We start from the raw sequence: 17,967 nt of genomic DNA on the forward strand, positions 1-17,967 counted from the left end.
GCCTGATTAACCGGCAGTGCCGGCCCGCTCTGGCCGGTCGAGCAGCGCCAGCGCGCGCTCGAAGTCGAATTCTCCCACCGCGGCGCTGAAGCTGCGGTAGTCGCTTTCTCCCAATAGCACGATCAATTCTTCCTGCGCCTGCTCGGCCAGGTCGACCGCTTCGCCGTCGCCGATGTCAAGCAGGGCGCGCAGGCGCTCCAGCAGGTTAATCGGAGGCGCGGGGCGCGGCGTGGCCACGACGGCCTCGGCCAGGCCCGCCATGCCGTCGAGTTCGCGCAGCACGTGGGCCAGTTCGGCATCCAGGCGCACAAACAGCGCATCCACCTGGGCAGGATCGGCAACGGAAATGGAATCCGGCCCGCCCGTGCGCAGCGCCGTTTCCAGCGCCAGCGCGGCCGCATGCAGGGAACGTGCCTCGATCATCCCGGCCGCACCCTTGAGCGTGTGCACCAGGCGCTGGGCCAGCGTCGGGTTGCCGGTCTCGAGCGCCGTGCCGATGGCGGCGCCGGCGCTGCGGTAGTCGTGGCGGAAACGCGCGAGTGCGCGCAGGTAGACCTGCCGGTTGCCCATCAGGCGCTCGACGCCGGCCTCGACATCGACCAGCGGCGCAGGCGCCTTGCCCGCTGGCGCCGGCCCCGGTACGACACTGGCAGCCGCGGGCGGCTTCTCCATCCCGGTCAGCGGGTGGTGAACGACCAGCTGCGGGTTACCGCAACGCCGTCGGCCGTGCCCGTGAAGGTGACGTCGTAGGTGGTGCCCGCCGCCAGCGGCTGCAGTGGCACGATGGCGGCCGACGAGCGTCCGGTGTGGCTGTCGTTGGCGTTGCTCAGCAGGCGCGTGCTCAGGTCGGCGCCGCCGCGCGGACGCACCGTGAAGCTCGTTACCGCAACCGGCACGTTGATGTTGGCGTGCACGCTGATCGGGTAGCCGACTTCGTTGCGGTTCGGGACCGGGTCCGGCGATTCGGTATCGCTGAAGAAGTTGCGCGGCACGCTGGTCTGGGCATCGTAGGGCCAGACCGCCACCTGGCCGCGGCCGAGGCCGGCGCCGTAGCCATTGTTGGCGGTGAAGTTGGCGGTGAAGTAGCTGCGCCCGTTGCTGGCAGTGGCGGCGCCGGTGCCGATTTCCTTGAACACCGGCTCGAAGATGACGAAGCGGTGGTAGATGGCGGTGATCAGTTCCTCGGCCATGTACTGGCCGGTGCCGCTCGAGGTGGCGGAGATCACTTCGCCATAGGCGCGCGCGGCGCTGGTGTTGAACACGTAGCCGGCCGCGGTCAGGCGGTCGCTCACGGTCACGCCGGTAAAACCCTGGCGGCCCTGGATCTGGTCATGGGTGATGGTGTTGTTCAGGCGCTGGTAATCCGAGTGATTCTGGGCGGCCATGTTGATCACGCTGTTCTGGTTGAGCGTGGACATGCCGACCTGGCTGCGCCGGAAGTTCAGCCATTCGCGGCCATCGACGGCGATGTTGCCGGTGACGGCGGGGCCGCCCGGCGCGGCCGGTGTATCGGGCACAGGCGGGCTCGGCGTGAGCGGGTTGGGCAAAACGGGTGGGCTCGGGTCCGGGGTAGGGGTGGTCGGCTGAGGATCCGGCACGGGCGTGGTCGGATTCGGCGTGTTGCCGGTCGGTGGGCTGGTTGGGGCCGGGCTGTCGTTGCCGCCACCGCCACCGCCACCGCCACAGGCAGCCAGGGCCAGGGCGGTGACGCATCCCGCCAGAATCGTCCTCGCGCGAAGCAGTTCGCTCATCCGTCACTCCCGATGTCAATCATGTCTGTGGATGCACATTCTAGGGCAAATCCCGAATGCATGACCGCGGCGGCGTGCGCGACCGTGCGCTGGCCGCCACGGTAGAATACGCCAACCACCTCTCTTGCGGACACCAATTGAACCAGCCCCGACCCAAGCGCCTGGCGCGCGCCAAGTTTGCCCTGCCGAGTTTTGTCACCCTGCTATCGATCGCCTGCGGCTTCGGCAGCATCGTCATCTCGGTCGACAACGCCCAGGTCGGCGCGCCGGGCGACTTCCGGCTGGCCGCCATCCTGCTGGTGCTGGCCGGCGTGTTCGACGCGCTCGACGGCTTCGTTGCCCGCGCCACCAACACCCAGTCCAGCTTCGGCGTCCAGCTCGATTCGATTGCCGACGTCATGAACTTCGGCTGCGCACCGGGTCTGCTGCTGTACTGCTACGGCTTCGCCCAGCTGGGCGCGGCGCACCCGACCATCGTGCGCATGGGCGGGCTGGCCTGCTTCATCTTCGTTGCCTGCGGCGCCCTGCGCCTGGCGCGTTTCAATGTCTCGGTCGGCAAGACCGACCCGCGCTACTTCGTCGGCATGCCGATTACGGCCGGCGCCGCCTGCGTGGCTGCGGTGGTTGTCGCCTGGCCTGATCCAGTAGTAAATATGGCACAGGCATTTGCGGTGATGGCGCTGATGGTCGCTGTCGGCACGCTGATGGTTTCGACCGTGCGCTTTCCTAGCAGCAAGCAAAAATTGACCAAGGGAATGTACATCGTGCTGGCGGTGGCGGTGCTGTTGCTGGTCATGTTGCAGACGCGTTTCTTTGTGTTGTTTTTCCTGCTGTACATTTGCGCGACGCTGTTGCTGAACCTTGCCTGGCAAAGCGGCTGGCGCGGCATTGCGCCGCCGAAGGTGTACGAAGATGAAGAAGTTGCTGTGTAGGGTGGGCACTTGTGCCCACGCGGTCTCATCGGTTGGTACGCGCCGTCATATGATCTTATGGCATTGATATTCAACCGACGTACCGCGTGGGCACAAGTGCCCACCCTACAACGGCGATCAGGCAAACTTGTCCAGTAAAGCCGCGAGCCTGGCTGCAGTAGCGCGCGCTTCTTCCACATCGCCGGCCTGCTCGCTGCCGGTCACGACCGTCGCCATCAGCAATTGCACAAACGACCGGTCGAGCGCCTTGCGCGCTGCCGCCATCTGCTGGGCCACCGCGTCGCAATCCGAGGGATCGGCGGCCATGGCGATCAGCTTCTGCACGCCGCGCAGCTGGCCTTCGATGCGCGCCAGGCGGTTCAGCAGGTCTTTTTTCTGCTGGCCTGTGAGCGCGCTGCCCTCGACGATCTTCAGCTGCTCGGGCATGGCTCAGGCCACCTCGTGCCCGCGCGCGGCGCGCAGGATGGTAAACCAGTCGCTGCGCTCGAGCGTGAAACCGGTGGCGGCCACGGCGGCGGCGACTGCCTCGATGCGCCCGCTGCCGGTGAGCGGCATTGGACGGCTCGGCAGGGCCATGATCCAGGCGAACACCACGCTGGCAAACGACTGGCCAAGGCGGTCGGCCACGTCCTGGATGGTGGCGCGCAGCTTGGCCACCTGTGGCTCGTTCGAGGTAAACAGGCGCCCGCCGCCCAGCGGCGACCAGATCATCGGCGCCACGCCGAGGTCTTGCAGGCCATCGAAGGTTTCGTCGAACAGCGGCGCCACGTGCAGCGGCGAGAACTCGACCTGGTTGGTGGCCAGCGGCACGCGCCGGTTCAGCGATTCGAACTGGTGGCGGGTGAAGTTCGACACGCCCACGTGACGCACCTTGCCGTCCTGCTGCAGGCGGGTGAATGCTTCGGCGACTTCGTCGAAGTGCATCAGCGGGTCGGGGCGGTGGATCAGCAGCAGGTCGAGACGATCGGTGCCGAGCTGGCGCAGCGAGGCCTCGGCCGAGGCGACGATGTGGTCGAAGCTGGTGTCGTAGTGCTGGATCGTGTGGCCGGGGCGCTTGGCGGAGAGGAGCTTGATGCCGCACTTGCTGACGATCTCGATGCGCTCGCGCAGGCCGGGCTGGGCGCGCAGGGCTTCGCCGAACAGGGTCTCGACGCCGTAGTCGCCGTAGATGTCGGCATGGTCGAAGGTGGTCACGCCGAGGGCGATGCATTCCTCGATAAAGGCGACGCGCGACGCCACCGGCATGTTCCATTCGCCCAGGCGCCACATGCCGGCAACGATGCGCGACAGGTCGAGGCCGCCCTGGCGGGTGGCGATGCGGGGGCAGGGGCGGACGGGCTGGGTCATGGGGGACTTTCTTGCTTTAACGGTAACAAGCAATTATAGCTGGGACGAGCCTGGTCGGCGTTCGTAGGGTGGGCACTCGTGCCCACGCGGTCTCACCGGTCGATATACGGCGCCACACGATCTCGCCGCAATCGATGATCGACCGCCGTACCGCGTGGGCTCAAGAGCCCACCCTACGCAATCCGTCACGCCGCAGAACGAAAGTGAAAATGCCCGCCGGGCACAGGCCGGGCGGGCATTTTTCAAGCTCACGCTACGCGCTTACTTCATCCACAAGCGCATCGAATCCCACGCGCGGCCAAAGATGCTGGCTTCCGGCACTTCTTCCAGCGCCACGACCGGCAGCACCAGCAGCGACTTGTTGTCGACCATCATCTTGAGCGTCCCAACGCGGGCGCCGCGCGCCAATGGCGCGACCAGCGGGTCCTTGCGTTCCAGCACAGGCTTGAGCTTGCCGGCCACGCCCTTCGGCACGGTCACCAGCACGTCGTTGGTGAAGCCGAGCTTCACGTTCGACTGCGAACCTTTCCACACTTCCGGGGTCGCCACAGCCTGACCCTTCGAGTACAGCTTGACCGTGTCGAAGTTCTGGAAGCCCCAGTTCAGCAACTTCTGGCTTTCCTGGGTACGCACGCCGTCCGAGCTGGCGCCGGACAGGACCGAGATCAAACGGCGCTCGCCGCTGTTGCCGTTCGGGCGGCGCGCCGAGGCGATCATGCTGTAGCCCGACGATTCGGTGTGGCCGGTCTTCATGCCGTCCACGGTCGGGTCCAGCCACAGCAGGCGGTTGCGGTTCTGCTGGGTGATCTTGTTGTAGGTGAACTGCTTGACCGAGTCGATCTTGTAGAACTCCGGGAAGTCGCGGATCACGCGGGTGGCGAGCGTCGCCAGGTCTTGCGCGGTCGAGAAGTTGTCCGGGCTCGGCAGGCCGTGCGGATTGGCGAAGCGGGTGTTCTTCAGGCCCATGCGCTGGGCTTCGCGGTTCATCAGGGTAACAAAAGTACCTTCGTCGCCGGCCACGGCTTCGGCCAGGGCGACGGCGGCGTCATTACCCGACTGTACCATCAGGCCGTGCAGCAGGTCGCTCACGCTGACCGGGGTGGCCGGGTCGATGAACATCTTCGAGCTGCTCGAGTCGACTTTCCAGGCGCGGGTCGAGACGTTGACCATGGTGTTCAGGGCCAGCTTCTTGTCGCGGATGGCTTCGAAAGTCACGTAGGCCGTCATGATCTTGGTCAGCGATGCCGGCTCGATGCGCATGCCCGGATCCTGGGCGGCGATCACCTGGCCGCTGGTGGCGTCGAGCAGCAGCCAGGATTTGGCTGCAATCTGGGGCGCTGGAACGGTTTGCGCATTGGCCGATACCACCAGCAGGCTGGCGGCAAGTGCCGCAATCAGTTTTTTCATGGGAGCGTAAGTCTGTTCAGTGGGTGGGTGAAGCGCGGGCCATGTTGTAAAGACATTGCCCAGGGAAAAAGAGGAGACCCATTATAGGCCAGTGCTGCGGCCAACTCTACCGTCTTCAAGCCCGCAAATCTTAATGCGGGCTTAAACCTTGCAGCGATGGTCTCAGGCGTCGCGGCGCCACATCTGGGTAACAAGGTTTTTGATCGGATTCAGGCGGCGGTGGAAGAAGTGGTCGGCGCCCGGAATCACGATCACCGGGATTTCCAGCGGCCGCGCCCAGTCGAAGACCATTTGCAGGGTGATGGTGTCGTCCTGCTCGCCGTGGATCAGGATGGTGTCTTCCGGCACCGCCGGCATCGGCCACTTGCCGGCCGCGGTGCCGACCAGCACCATGCGCTCGATCGCCTCGCCCTTGCCCTCGGCCGCCAGGCGCGCATGCAGCTGGGCCTGGACAAAGGTGCCGAAGGAAAAGCCCGACAGCGCGACCGGCAAGCCTGGATACTGTTCCTGCATGTGGTTGAGCATGACCTGCATGTCGTCGACCTCGCCGTGGCCACGGTCGTGCTCGCCTTCGGATTCGCCCACGCCGCGGAAGTTGAAGCGGGCCGTGGCGTAGCCGAGCGAGACGAAGGTGCGCGCCAGCGTCTGCGCGACCTTGTTTTCCATGGTGCCGCCATACAGCGGATGCGGGTGCGCCACCAGGGCGATGCCGCGCGGGGCGTCTTCCGGCAGATCGAGCAGGCATTCCATCTTGCCTGCCAGGCCGGTCAGGTAGAACTTCTTCGAAAACTTGTTCATGTAGCTAAGCGGTTCAGATCTTCAGGCGCTCGACGACCTGGCCGCCGAGGATGTGGGTGTCGATGATGTCGTCGATGTCGCTGGTGTCGACATAGGTGTACCAGGTGCCCTGCGGGTAGACTACCAGCACCGGGCCTTCCTCGCAGCGCTCCAGGCAGCCGGCCTGGTTGATGCGAACCTTGCCCGGCTGGTTCAGGCCGAGGTGCTTGATGCGTTTCTTGGCATGCTTTTGCGCGATCTCGGCGCCGGCCTTGCCGCAGCTCTGGCGGCAGTTCTCGCCTTCGCGCACGTTCATGCAGAAAAAGACGTGGTGTTCGTAGAAGGGTTTGTCGTCATTCATATCGTGTCCAATGCAGAGGGCATGCGCCATGATACGCGCTCTTGTGCGCCGTCCTAATGCCGATTGAGTTTATGCGAGGGCAGCAGGAGGAACCAGAGCGCAAAGAAGGGCCAGGTAATCGAGAGGAACTGGGCCGCCCCGTTAAAGTTCAGGAACTTGCCCTGCACCCAGCCCTGCAGGGTGGACGTGAAATACGGGTTTGCCGGAATCGTGTTCACCACGATCAAACTCAGCACCAGCGTCACCACCGCCAGCCGCCGCTGGGCGATCTGCGGCGCAAAGGCCAGGCCGGCCAGCATGATCAGGCCGATCAGGAAGCCGCCCTCGGCGCCCGGCGTCACCCACACGAAGGCGTTATCGGGCCGGAACAGCAGCGAACTGGCCAGGGTCTTGAGCACCAGCGCCGCGAACAGCATCAGCATCACCAGCGTATAGCGCGGCGCGCTGCGGCGCAGCAGGCACAGCAGGGTGAGCGCCGCGCCGGTCATGCCGCAGGCGGTGATGATGGTTTCCGACAGCCAGTACTGTTCCACGCCCATGGCAGGGCCGGGGCGCAGCATGGCGACCAGGTCGATGTCTTCGTCGAACAGGTCCGACAGCCAGCCCGACACCATCGGCAGCACCTGGCCATGGCCGAACAAGAAGCTTTGCGGGTAGATCTGGGCCAGCGGCCACAGGGCCAGCAGCACCAGGCCCTGGCTGGCGTGCGGGGCGAACCAGCGCTGGCGCAGGCGTTGCAGCCGTCCTTCCTGCAGCAGCCCGCGCGCCAGGAAGGGGCCGATGCAGGCGCCGGCCAGGCAGCCGACGCTGTTGGTCAGCAAATCGAGATTCGAGGGCACGCGGCTGGGCAGGAAGTTCTGCACCGCTTCCATGCCGCCCGAGACCAGCACGCCGAGGATGGCGGCCAGCAGCGCCGCCCAGATACCGCGCACGAAAGGATACAGGGCCAGCACCAGCAGCACGCCCAGGGGCACGTAGCCGACGATGTTGACCATCACGTCGAAGCCGGTCCAGTAGCGCTGCTTGACCAGGTTCAGGAAGGAGAATACCGGCAGGCCATTGTTGCGCCAGCCGGTGAAGGGATACCAGCTGGCGTAGACGATCAGCAGGAAGTAGGCGAGCAAGGCCGCGCGCGCCACGGGCGAGCCACGGCGCGGCGCGGCTTCGGGCAGGTCAGCGCCCGAGGCCGTGTCCTTGACTTCCTTCGTGGTCATTTTGCCTGCGTGTCGATTCCGGCCAGCCAGGCGGCGATGTCGGCGGCTGCGGCGTCGGTGCTGGCGGCCAGGGCGCGCACGCCGCCGGCGGCATCCGCGCTCGGGGCCGGGGAGGCGCGGCTGATGGTCTTCTGGTCGAGCAGGGTGTGGCCGCGGAATACCGAGGCGCGCAGCACGACTTGTCCCTCGCTCTGGCCGGCGCTGGCAAAGGCGTGGGTGAAGTCGTCGACCTCGATGCGCAGGATCGGCACGTTGTTCATGGTGTCGGTGGCCGACAGCACCTTCACGCCGGACTGGGCCAGGCGCGCCTTGATGCGCTGGGTGACCAGGATCAGCGGGTTCGCGCTCCAGCGGCTGTTGGCATAGGTGCGCGCCTGCAGCGGGTCGGCATAGTTCAGGCGGTACAGCATGCGCTCGTTCTCGAGGGCGGGCGAACCGGTGACGTCCATCACGACCACGGCGGCGATCGGCGCCTGGGTCATTTGGGTGACCGGCGCACCCAGGGGGCCGAAGTCGTACTGGTCGTTGTTGGCCTTGGTTTTACTCGACGAGGCGCAGCCGGCCAGGGCAAGGCTCATGGCAAGGGCGGCGGCGCCGAGAATGCGGGGCGAAATCATGGAGGTCCTCATTTGGTCGGGGCGACGAAGCCCGGTTCGCCGGGGCCGGGTTGGGCGTCGGGGGCGCCGAACAGGATGCTTTGCGGGCGGTCCGAGAGCGAATCGGCGGTGCGGCGCACCGAGCGCAGGGCCGTTCTCGCCTCGTCGGTCATGCGCACCACGTGCGGCAGGGTTTCCGCTTCCAGGTCGGCGGTCACGCCGGTGAGCGAATCGATGGCGCCGTTCAGGCGGTTGAGCGGGCCGTCCGGCGCCTGCAGGCCGGTGGCCAGGCGGTCGAAGTTGTCGGCGGTGGCCTTGGCGCTGTCGGAGAAGGCGCCGAAGGAATCGGCGCTGCGGTCGATCTTGTCGGCCAGGGCCGGCAGGCGGTCGATGGTCGGGCCGAGTTTTTGTGGAATCTCGCCATACGCGGCCGCGGCCTTGCTGATGTTGTCGAACGCGCCGATGATGGTCTTCTGGTTGTCTTCGCTCATCAGGTTGTTGATGCGCGCCGTGATTTCCTCGGTGCGGTCGAGGATCGCCAGGCCGCGCTTTTCCAGCTGGTCGAGCAGGCCCGGACGCAGCGGGATGCGGCCCACGTGCTCCTTTTCCGTCTTCAGCAGCGGCGAGCCGGTGCGCTCGTCGTCGAGCTGGATGAAGGCGATGCCGGTTACGCCCTGGTAGCCCAGCGAAGCGAAGGTGGTGGTGGTGATCGGCGAGCCGTCTTCCACCGACAGCCGGATCAGGATCTGGCCGGTGACCTTCGGGTCGAACACGATCTCGTCGACGCGGCCGACTTCCAGGCCGCGGTAGCGCACCGTCGCCTGCGGGTTCAGGCCCGGGATCGACTGGGTGGTGACGATCTCGTAGGGCGAGAGTTCGGTTTTGTCGCGGTTCAGCCAGAGGCCCACCAGCACGGTGGCCACCAGCAGGGCAATCGTGAACACGCCTGTCATCAGGGCATAAGATCGGTTTTCCATGTCACTCCTTCGCTTCGTCTTCGGCGGCTTCGTCGCGTTCGTCGAGCACTTCGAGTGCCCGGCGGCCGCGCGGGCCGAGGAAGAAATGTTTGATGAACGGATGGTCGACCCGCAGCACGTCGCGCGACGGTCCCACCGCCAGCACGTGCTTCTCGGCCAGGACCGCGATGCGCGAGGAAAGCGCAAACAGCGTGTCGAGGTCGTGGGTCACCATCACCACGGTGAGTTTCAGTTCCCGGTGCAGCGACTGGATCAGCGCCACGAAGGCGTCCGACAGGTCCGGGTCGAGGCCGGCGGTCGGCTCGTCGAGGAACAGCAGGCGCGGCTCCAGCGCCAGGGCACGCGCCAGCGCGGCGCGCTTGACCATCCCGCCCGACAGATCCGACGGCATCTTGTTGGCGTGCTCGGCGCCGAGGCCGACCATGTCCATCTTCAGCAGCACGGCGTCGCGGATCACATCCTCGGGCAGGGCGCGCAGTTCGCGCATCGGCTGGGCGATGTTGTCGAACACCGTCAGCGCCGAATATAGCGCACCTTCCTGGAACAGCATGCCCCAGTGGTTGCGCATGCGCTGCAGCTGCTCGGGTCCGGCCGCGCTGATGTCTTCGCCGAACACGCGCACGCAGCCGCGCGTCGGCTGGTTCAGGCCCAGCATCTGGCGCAGCAGCACGGTCTTGCCGGTGCCCGAGCCGCCGACGATGGACAGGATTTCGCCCGAATAGATTTCCAGGTTCAGGTCCTGGTGCACCACGGTCTTGCCGAACTTGGTCCACAAATTGCGGATGTCGACCACCGGCGGGCCGACGTCTTCTTCGGGCTTGCGGTTCAGTTGTTGCTGGCGCTTGTTTTCTTCGACCATCAGAAACCGACCCCGCTGAAGATGATGGCGAACACGGCGTCGGCCAGGATGACGACGGTGATCGAGGTGACCACCGAGGTGGTGGTGCCGCGCCCGAGGCTTTCGGTATTCGGCTTGATGCGCAGGCCGAAGTGGCAGGACACCAGGGCGATCAGCATGCCGAAGGTCATCCCTTTGAGCAGGCCGATCGTGTAGTTCACCAGCGGCACCGCGTCCGGCAGCTTTTGCAGGAAGTAGCGGAACGACAGGCCCAGCTCGATCTTGGCCGAGGCCGCGCCGCCGAGCAGGGCCATGGCGTCGGTCCAGACCACCAGCAGCGGCATCGCGATGCCGAGCGCGATCACCTTCGGCATGATCAGGCGGTAGCCGTGCGAGATGCCCATCACCAGCATGGCGTCGAGTTCCTCGTTCACCCGCATCACGCCCAGCTGGGCCGTGATCGAGGAACCGGAACGGCCGGCCACCAGGATCGCCGCCAGCAGCGGGCCGAGTTCGCGGATCACGGCCATGCCGAGGATGTCGACCAGGTAGACGTCGCCGCCGAACTGGCGCAGCTGCTGCGCCGACAGGTAAGACAACACCACGCCGATCAGGAAGCCGACCAGGGCCGTGATGCCCAGGGCCTGGAAGCCGGAGTGGTAGATGTTGGCCGAGATTTCGCGCCAGGGCCCGGTATTCGGGCGGCGCACCAGGCGGCCCAGGTCTTGCACCAGGCGTCCGATCAGTTCGATGAAGCTGTGCAGGTGCTCGAAAAAGGTCAGCAAGCCCTGGCCCAGCACGATGATCCAGTTCAGCGCGCTGGTGCGCGGGCGCGGCATGCTGATCTCGCTGGCCTTCTCGATACGCGCGAACAGTTCTTCCTGGCGCGGGTCGAGCTTCAGCTGCGCGGGGCGCTTCTTGCCCCAGGCATTCCAGAACATCTGGGCGCCGATGTGGTCGATGCTGTCGACTTCAGTCAGGTCCCATTCCAGCGTGCCGGCCTTTTTCAGGGCGGCCAGGGAACGGTTGATCCCCTTCAGCTTGCCGCTGGCGGTGAGGGCGTGCACCTGCCAGACGCCGCTCGCCATGACAGATTGCCCGGCGCCGGAGGCGGATTTCTGGATAGTTAATATTGGCGCATTATCAATCTGCATTGTTGCAGTGTAAAAGGAATCGGCCAAATTTGCTGAGATGCGCTCCTGTAGAGTGCTCAGGCTGCCAGATGGCGTACCTGGCGCGCCGGGGCGGCAACCGGTTGCGGCGCGGTGTGTGCCTTGGCGTCGGCCTTGCCGGCGTAGTCGCTGGCCAGCAAACGCGCGGCCTCCTCGCGGCCCATGCCGGTCTCCACCAGCCACTCGCCCACCAGTTTCGCCAGCTTGTCGAGGGCGATGCGGTGGGTGGCGTCGGTGCGGCTGTAGATCCAGTCCGAGAAGGCCATGAAGTTCACGAAAGGCTGGGCTCCCAGCAGCACCTTGATCGTGTGCGCGAAGCGGCCCGAATTCGCCACCAGGTCCCAGTAGCGGGCAAAGCGCACCAGGCGTTGCATGGTGGTGAAGTCGACCGTGCTGGTGGCCAGCACCGTGTACGGCGGGTAGGGGTCGTAGACCATGGCGAACGGCCCGGTGTGGCGGATGATGGGCGTGCCGCGCAGGCGTTTCAGGATGCCGAACTGGATCTCGTGCGCGCCCAGGCCCACCAGCTGGTCGAAGCCGCGTGCGAAGCTGGCCATGTCTTCGCTCGGCAGGCCGGCGATCAAATCGACGTGCAGGTGGGCCTGCGACTGTTCGCACAGCCAGCGGATGTTGTCGGCGGCTTTCTCGTTGTTCTGGCGCCGGCTGACCAGGGCCTGCACTTCCGGGTTGAAGCTCTGGATGCCGATCTCGAACTGCAGGGCGCCGGCCGGGAATTTCGCAATCGTTTCCTTCAGCGCTTCGGGAAGGTGGTCGGGTACCAGCTCGAAGTGGGCGTACACCGGGTCGTCCGGGTTGGCTTCCAGCTTGTCGAGGAAGAACTGCATGATGCGCAGGCTGGTCTTCACGTTCAGGTTGAAGGTGCGGTCGACGAACTTGAACAGGCGTGCGCCGCGTGCATGCAAATCTTCCATCTGCGCCAGGAAGTCGTCGAGCGGGAAGGGCCAGGCCGTCTTGTCCAGCGAGGACAGGCAGAATTCGCACTTGAAGGGGCAGCCGCGCGAGGCTTCCACGTAGACGGTGCGGTGGGCGATGTCCTCGCTACTATATAAAGAGTAGGGCAGGGCGATCTCCGCCATCGGCGGCTGCACGCCGGCGTGCACCTTCATCAACGGCTTCGGGCCGTGCAGGATCTCGCCGCACAGTTTCGGGAAGGTGACGTCACCCCAGCCGGTGACGACGTAGTCGGCCAGCCTGCAAATCTCCTGCTCGCCCGTTTCGAACGACACTTCCGGGCCGCCCAGCACGACCGTCACCTCGGGCGCCACGCGTTTCAGCATGGCGACGATCTTCGTGGTTTCTTCCACGTTCCAGATGTAGACGCCGAAGCCGACAATGCGCGGCTTGCGCGCCAGCAGGCGCTCGACCACCTCGGTGGTCTTGGCGCCGATCACGAATTCCATCAATTGGGTCTGGTCTTGCAGCGGCCCCATGTTCGCCAGCAGGTAGCGCAGGCCCAGGGATGCGTGGGCGTAGCGGGCGTTCAGGGTGGCGAGCAGGATGGTCATGGCGGGCGGCGGTTCGGACGAAACAGCCATTTTACGCGCTGGGCTCCGGTGAACACTAGCGCAATGCGAACTTGCCTGTTAGAATGCACGCCGGAATTCAGGAAGCCTGTTGCCCAGTTGTGGAACAGTTTTCCAGCAAGTTATGCCTGATGACCATAGCAAGTCGGTCCCACCCCTTCCCATCCCGAACAGGACCGTGAAACGACTTTGCGCCGATGATAGTGCTGCAACCAGTGTGAAAGTAGGTTATCGTCAGGCTAGTTATATGTAGTAAATGCGAAAGCCCGTTAGCGAAAGCTAGCGGGCTTTTTGCTTTGTGCTTGTTACAGCATGAAATCGTAGGGTGGGCACTCGTGCCACGCGTAAATCGTGCACGGNTAGTAAATGCGAAAGCCCGTTAGCGAAAGCTAGCGGGCTTTTTGCTTTGTGCTTGTTACAGCATGAAATCGTAGGGTGGGCACTCGTGCCACGCGTAAATCGTGCACGGTGTTGGCCCGCTTTATGCCAACACCATGCATGCGTCACGCGTGGGCACGGAGTGCCCACCCTACCTGCATTGCATTCCGTAAATATCCATGCATAAAATACATGCTCAGCCACTTCTTCATGAAAGCAGATCATGTTCCTCAGCAATATCGAAACGATCCCCGGCAAGACCATCACCGCCAGCCATGGCGTCGTCTCGGGCAGCACGGTGCGCGCCAAGCACGTGGGCCGCGACATCATGGCCGGCCTGAAGAACATCGTCGGCGGCGAACTGCGCGGTTACACCGAGCTGCTGAACGAATCGCGCGACCAGGCGATCGAACGCATGAAGGCGCAGGCCCAGCAGATGGGCGCGAATGCCATCGTCAACGTGCGTTTCTCGACCTCCTCGGTGGCGGTCGGCGCTGCCGAGATCTACGTCTACGGGACCGCGGTCACCGTCGCCTGACATGGAAGCTTTTGCTCCCTTCTTCCCGCTGCTGATCTGGGTCGTGCCCCTCGTGCTCGGCTTCGTGTTCGGGCAGTTCAACGAGAAACGCCACTACCGCTCGATCCACGAGCGCGAAAAAACCTGGCTGCACCTGCCGGCCACGGCCAGCCGCCATCCGCTGCTGCAGGGGGCGGTCGCACGCAGCGAACTGGTGGGCGGCAGCGTGGTCGTCTCGGTCGATTACTTCAAACGCGCCGCCGCCGGCCTGCGCAGCATCGTCGGCGGCCCAGTGAAATCGTATGAAAGCCTGCTCGACCGCGCCAAGCGCGAAGCCATCCTGCGCCTGAAGGAAAGCTGCCCCGGCGCCCACGAGATCGTGAACCTGCGCCTGGAGACGGCGCCGCTGTCGAGAAATGCCAGGGGCGGCATCGGCGCCGTCGAGGTGTTTGCCTTTGCCACCGCCATCTATATGGTGGAACCAGGCGCGGCATGAAGTACTTGCCCTCGCAGCCCAGCCGGAACGACAACGTCAGCGAGGAGCACCCGCTCAAGGACTTTCTGTCGATTCTGTTCAGGTTGGCATTGCTGGGGCTGCTCGCCTTTTTCCTGCTCGGCCTGCTGGTCGATGCGGTAGTCGACCGCATGGACGCCTCCACCGAAGCCTCGCTGACGCGCCTGCTTGCCCAAAAGGCGCCCGAGATCGCCGCGCCGGGGCAGGGCAACGCGCGCGAGGCCCGGCTGCAGGCGCTGGTCGACAGCCTGCGCAGCTGCGCCGGCTTTACCGGGCTGGCCACCGTCAAGCTGACCGAATCGACCGTACCGAACGCGGTCGTGCTCCCGGGCGGGAACATCTACGTGTTCTCGGCCCTGCTGGAACACGTGCAGTCAGAAAACGGCCTGGCCTTCGTGCTGGCCCACGAGATGGCCCACCTGTCGCATCGCGACCACCTGCGGGCGCTGGGGCGCGGCATCGTGCTGTATGGCCTTGCCGCCTTGCTCAGCGGCGATACCTCGGCCTTGGCCAGCGTACTGGCGCCGGTGCGCCAGCTGGGCGACGCCAACTACTCGCGTTCGCGCGAATCGGCGGCCGATGCCCGCGCCTTGCAGGTATTGGCCTGCCGCTATGGCCACGCCGGCGGCGCCACCGAGTTCTTCGAAGCACTCGACAAGGGCGAAGACATCGCGGGTTCGCATTATTTCGCTTCCCACCCGGCCATGCAGGAGCGCATCGCTGCGCTGAAGACGGCCATCGCGCAGCAGGGCCTGCAGACCCGCGCCGTAGTCCCGCTCGTTGCCCCAAAGTAAGCTACGCCGGCAAGCTCCTCCTAAAAGCCACACAAGCAAAAGCGCGGCAGCAATAGCGAGCCCATCGGCTTGACGAATTTATAAAGGGCATGCCAGCATTCAAGCTGGTTCTTCGCATCAATCTGGGGCATGCCTGCCCCATGTAGGTTCACTTTCCCCACCCGGTCACGCGGCCCTGCCGCAGAAAGCGTCCATATGAAGCGTAGTAACAGCGCGAGCTATCCATCGTGCCGACTCCTCCTTGCAGCATCCCTCGCCCTGGCCCTGGGCGCCTGTCACCACAGCGACGACGACGATGCAGCCGCGCCGCTCCCGCCGCCGGCCACCGCCTCGCGCATCTCCGTCGAGCTGGCCCGCACCACCCACGGCGTGCCGCATGTGCAGGCGAACGATTTCCGCAGCCTCGGCTATGGTCTGGCCTATGCCTATGCCCAGGACAATGTCTGCATGTTCGCCGATTCCCTGCTCACCGTGCGCGGCGAGCGCTCGGCCTTCTTCGGCGGCGAAGCGCGCGCGCCGAAACGCAGCGCCGACGAATACGGCGCCGCCAGCGGCTTCATGGACCTGAAGAACGAAGACAGCGACTTCTTCTTCAAGGGCTATATCGACCTCGATCAATTGCGCGCCAACTATGCTGCCGGCGGCCAGGAAACCCGCGACCTCCTCGCCGGCTACACCGAAGGCTACAACCGCTACCTCAAGGATTACGCCGGCAAGCTGCCCGCTCCCTGCGCCAGCGCGCGCTGGGTACGCCCGATGACGGTCGACGACATGATCCTGGTGATCGCCGAAAAAGCCTTGCACGCGTCCGGCCAGGCATTCTCCAGGGAATTCGTCGCCGCAGGACGCACGCCGGCCGCCCCGGTCAGCCTGGCCAAACAAGCCCCGCGCAAGGTCGACCCTTCCTTCCTGGTGGCGCGGCTCGACAAGCTGAACCGGCAAGGCTTCGGCAGCAATGCGCTGGCGGTCGGCAAGGACCTGTCCGCCAGCGGCCGTGGCCTCCTGCTCGGCAACCCGCACTATCCCTGGACCACGACCGACCGCTTCTACCAGGCCCACCTGACGGTGCCGAACCGCTACGACGCGATGGGTGTGATCATTGGCGGCGTGCCGGTGATCGTCATCGGCTTCAACAAGGATGTTGCCTGGAGCCATACCGTGACCACGGCGATGCACTTCACCACCTTCCGGCTGGCGCTGGACGCCGGCGACGCCAGCGGCACGACCTATATGGTCGATGGCGCACGCGAGAAAATGACGTCGAAGACGGTGACGGTGGACCTGTTGCAGGCCGACGGCGCCATCCAGAAGCGCAGCAAGACCTTTTATTTTGCCAGGCAGGGCGCCGTCATCGTCAAGCCGGAAGCGGGCCTGACCTGGACCGCCAGCGCCGCCTACGTGCTGGCCGACCCGAACCGCAACAACACGCGCCTGATCGAACAATGGCTGGGCATCGGCACCGCCACTAGCGTACAGGGGCTGAAGACCTCGCTCGATCAATCGGTGGGCCTGCCCTGGGTGAATACGGTGGCGGCCGACCGCGCAGGCAATGCCCTGTATGCCGACGCCAGCGTGGTGCCGCACATGAATGCCGACAAGTTCGCCAACGGTTGCCTGCTGCTGCAGGCGGCGCTGCTGTTCGACGGCTCGCGCAGCAGCTGCGGCTGGGGCCAGGATGCAGGCGCACCGCCGGGCATTTACTCGCCGGCGAATGCTCCGTGGCTGATGCGCACCGATTACGTCGGGAACTCGAACGACAGCTATTGGCTGAGCAATCCCAAGGCCCTGCTGACCGGGGCGCCGCCGCTCGGCTATTCGCCGCTGTACGGCCGCGTGGGCGTCGAGCAAAGCCTGCGTACCCGCATCGGCTTCCTGCAGTTCGAGGACATGATCGCCCAGCGCGGCAAACTCAAGCTCAGCGATATCCAGGAGCTGGCCTTTGCCAACCGCCTGTACGCCGCCGAGCTGGTGCTGCCCGAACTGTTGCCGGCCTGCGCCGGAAATGCCGACGCCGTGCTGGTCCAGGCCTGCAACGTGCTGAGCGCCTGGGACCGCCGCGTGAACATCGACAGCCGCGGCGCCGTCCTGTTCCGCGAGTTCTGGAACACGGCGGTGGCGATTCCGAACAAGTGGGCGGTGCTATTCAACCCGGCCGACCCGGTGCACACGCCTTCCGGGGTAGCGCCGGCAGCCGTGCCCGCCATGCTGGCCGCGCTGAAGAATGCCGCAGTCAAGTTGCAAGGCCTCGGTATCCCCCTGGATGGCCGCCTCGGCGACTACCAGGTCGAACCGCGCAACGGCGTGCGGATTCCGCTGCACGGCGGCATTGGCAACCTCGACGGCTCCTACAACTCGCTTACCATGCGCAACCCGCTGGGCACGGGTGGCTATGAAGGCGTGCATTGGGGCCAAAGCTATATCCAGACCGTCACGTTCGACGACGCCGGCCCGGTGGCGCAAGCCATGCTGACCTACGGCCAGTCGACCGATCCCAAGTCCCCTTGGTACGCCGACCAGACGCAGGTCTTCTCGCGCAAGGAGTGGCCGGTGCTGCCCTTCACCGCAGCGAAGATCAAGGCCGACCCCAACTACACGACGGTCACGCTGAAAGAGTAGGGTGGGTTCTCGAACCCACCTTCCGGAAGCGCCCGTAGGGTGGGCTCTCGAGCCCACGCGGTCTCACCGTACGATCATCGGGAAAAAAATCCCCTTGCGATACCTCATCCTCCTTTGCTATGATTCGCCTCCGCTTCAGCGCTGTATGAAAACGTCAACGAAATCAAGTAGTTGATCTTCCACCAGCAAACTCAGGAAACTGAGCTGAAGCAAAGAAGGAGTTGACGAGAAT

Annotated in this window: 18 protein-coding genes and 1 rRNA gene; 6 read left to right on the forward strand and 13 right to left on the reverse strand. The window is 65.1% G+C overall.

Features of this window, described 5'->3' with window-relative positions:
* Window positions 1–6: 6 nt before the first annotated feature.
* Window positions 7–672 (reverse strand): Hpt domain-containing protein, encoded by a 666-nt coding sequence (locus QWL29_RS07905; RefSeq protein ID WP_305822339.1) that lies wholly within the window; start codon window positions 670–672, stop codon window positions 7–9.
* 5 nt (window positions 673–677) lie between these two features.
* The gene (locus tag QWL29_RS07910; RefSeq protein WP_305822340.1) at window positions 678–1,751 is read right to left on the reverse strand and encodes a CAP domain-containing protein; all 1,074 of its coding nucleotides are present in this window, start codon (window positions 1,749–1,751) and stop codon (window positions 678–680) included.
* Between the two features lie 161 nt (window positions 1,752–1,912).
* Between QWL29_RS07910 and pssA the strand changes: the two genes are divergently transcribed.
* Window positions 1,913–2,683: a CDP-diacylglycerol--serine O-phosphatidyltransferase gene (gene pssA / locus QWL29_RS07915; protein ID WP_305822357.1), complete on the forward strand. Its 771-nt coding sequence runs from the start codon at window positions 1,913–1,915 to the stop codon at window positions 2,681–2,683.
* 117 nt (window positions 2,684–2,800) lie between these two features.
* On the opposite strand, the gene QWL29_RS07920 is transcribed toward pssA, so the two are convergent.
* From QWL29_RS07920 to QWL29_RS07970, 11 genes are all read right to left on the reverse strand, one after another.
* Window positions 2,801–3,109, reverse strand: a complete 309-nt coding sequence (locus tag QWL29_RS07920; protein ID WP_305822341.1) for a metal-sensitive transcriptional regulator — start codon at window positions 3,107–3,109, stop codon at window positions 2,801–2,803.
* 3 nt (window positions 3,110–3,112) lie between these two features.
* The gene (locus QWL29_RS07925; RefSeq protein WP_305822342.1) at window positions 3,113–4,030 is read right to left on the reverse strand and encodes an aldo/keto reductase; all 918 of its coding nucleotides are present in this window, start codon (window positions 4,028–4,030) and stop codon (window positions 3,113–3,115) included.
* A gap of 261 nt (window positions 4,031–4,291) precedes the next feature.
* Entirely contained in the window at window positions 4,292–5,437 is a 1,146-nt protein-coding gene (locus QWL29_RS07930; protein WP_305822343.1) for a D-alanyl-D-alanine carboxypeptidase family protein, read from the reverse strand.
* A gap of 162 nt (window positions 5,438–5,599) precedes the next feature.
* A complete protein-coding gene (locus QWL29_RS07935; protein WP_305822344.1) occupies window positions 5,600–6,235 on the reverse strand; it encodes an alpha/beta hydrolase in 636 nt (211 codons plus the stop codon).
* A gap of 13 nt (window positions 6,236–6,248) precedes the next feature.
* Entirely contained in the window at window positions 6,249–6,575 is a 327-nt protein-coding gene (locus tag QWL29_RS07940; protein ID WP_305822345.1) for a (2Fe-2S) ferredoxin domain-containing protein, read from the reverse strand.
* A 53-nt stretch (window positions 6,576–6,628) separates the two neighbouring features.
* Window positions 6,629–7,789, reverse strand: a complete 1,161-nt coding sequence (locus QWL29_RS07945; protein WP_305822346.1) for a VanZ family protein — start codon at window positions 7,787–7,789, stop codon at window positions 6,629–6,631.
* On the reverse strand, window positions 7,786–8,406 hold the full coding sequence (locus QWL29_RS07950) for an ABC-type transport auxiliary lipoprotein family protein (protein ID WP_305822347.1): 621 nt from the start codon (window positions 8,404–8,406) through the stop codon (window positions 7,786–7,788). The genes QWL29_RS07945 and QWL29_RS07950 overlap by 4 nt, the downstream gene beginning before the upstream one ends.
* An 8-nt stretch (window positions 8,407–8,414) precedes the next feature.
* Window positions 8,415–9,362 (reverse strand): MlaD family protein, encoded by a 948-nt coding sequence (locus QWL29_RS07955; protein WP_305822348.1) that lies wholly within the window; start codon window positions 9,360–9,362, stop codon window positions 8,415–8,417.
* A gap of 1 nt (window position 9,363) precedes the next feature.
* Window positions 9,364–10,221, reverse strand: coding sequence for an ABC transporter ATP-binding protein (locus tag QWL29_RS07960; RefSeq protein ID WP_305822349.1), 858 nt, complete (start codon window positions 10,219–10,221; stop codon window positions 9,364–9,366).
* Window positions 10,221–11,354, reverse strand: coding sequence for an MlaE family ABC transporter permease (locus QWL29_RS07965; RefSeq protein ID WP_305822350.1), 1,134 nt, complete (start codon window positions 11,352–11,354; stop codon window positions 10,221–10,223). Before QWL29_RS07965 ends, QWL29_RS07960 begins: the two co-directional genes overlap by 1 nt.
* A 56-nt stretch (window positions 11,355–11,410) precedes the next feature.
* Window positions 11,411–12,898 carry a B12-binding domain-containing radical SAM protein gene (locus tag QWL29_RS07970; protein ID WP_305822358.1) on the reverse strand — a complete coding sequence of 496 codons (1,488 nt, stop codon included), beginning with the start codon at window positions 12,896–12,898 and terminating at the stop codon, window positions 11,411–11,413.
* Window positions 12,899–13,043: 145 nt separating this feature from the next.
* Here QWL29_RS07970 and rrf point away from each other — a divergent pair.
* From rrf to QWL29_RS07995, 5 genes are all read left to right on the forward strand, one after another.
* Window positions 13,044–13,156, forward strand: a 5S ribosomal RNA gene (gene rrf / locus QWL29_RS07975).
* Between the two features lie 361 nt (window positions 13,157–13,517).
* Window positions 13,518–13,832 carry a YbjQ family protein gene (locus tag QWL29_RS07980; RefSeq protein ID WP_305822351.1) on the forward strand — a complete coding sequence of 105 codons (315 nt, stop codon included), beginning with the start codon at window positions 13,518–13,520 and terminating at the stop codon, window positions 13,830–13,832.
* A 1-nt stretch (window position 13,833) separates the two neighbouring features.
* Window positions 13,834–14,307 carry a YbjQ family protein gene (locus QWL29_RS07985; RefSeq protein WP_305822352.1) on the forward strand — a complete coding sequence of 158 codons (474 nt, stop codon included), beginning with the start codon at window positions 13,834–13,836 and terminating at the stop codon, window positions 14,305–14,307.
* A complete protein-coding gene (locus tag QWL29_RS07990; RefSeq protein WP_305822353.1) occupies window positions 14,304–15,119 on the forward strand; it encodes a M48 family metallopeptidase in 816 nt (271 codons plus the stop codon). Before QWL29_RS07985 ends, QWL29_RS07990 begins: the two co-directional genes overlap by 4 nt.
* 195 nt (window positions 15,120–15,314) lie before the next feature.
* Window positions 15,315–17,735 carry a penicillin acylase family protein gene (locus QWL29_RS07995; RefSeq protein WP_305822354.1) on the forward strand — a complete coding sequence of 807 codons (2,421 nt, stop codon included), beginning with the start codon at window positions 15,315–15,317 and terminating at the stop codon, window positions 17,733–17,735.
* Window positions 17,736–17,967 lie beyond the last annotated feature (232 nt).

The sequence above is a fragment of the Massilia brevitalea genome (assembly GCF_030711405.1).
Classification (GTDB): Bacteria; Pseudomonadota; Gammaproteobacteria; order Burkholderiales; family Burkholderiaceae_D; genus Telluria; species Telluria brevitalea.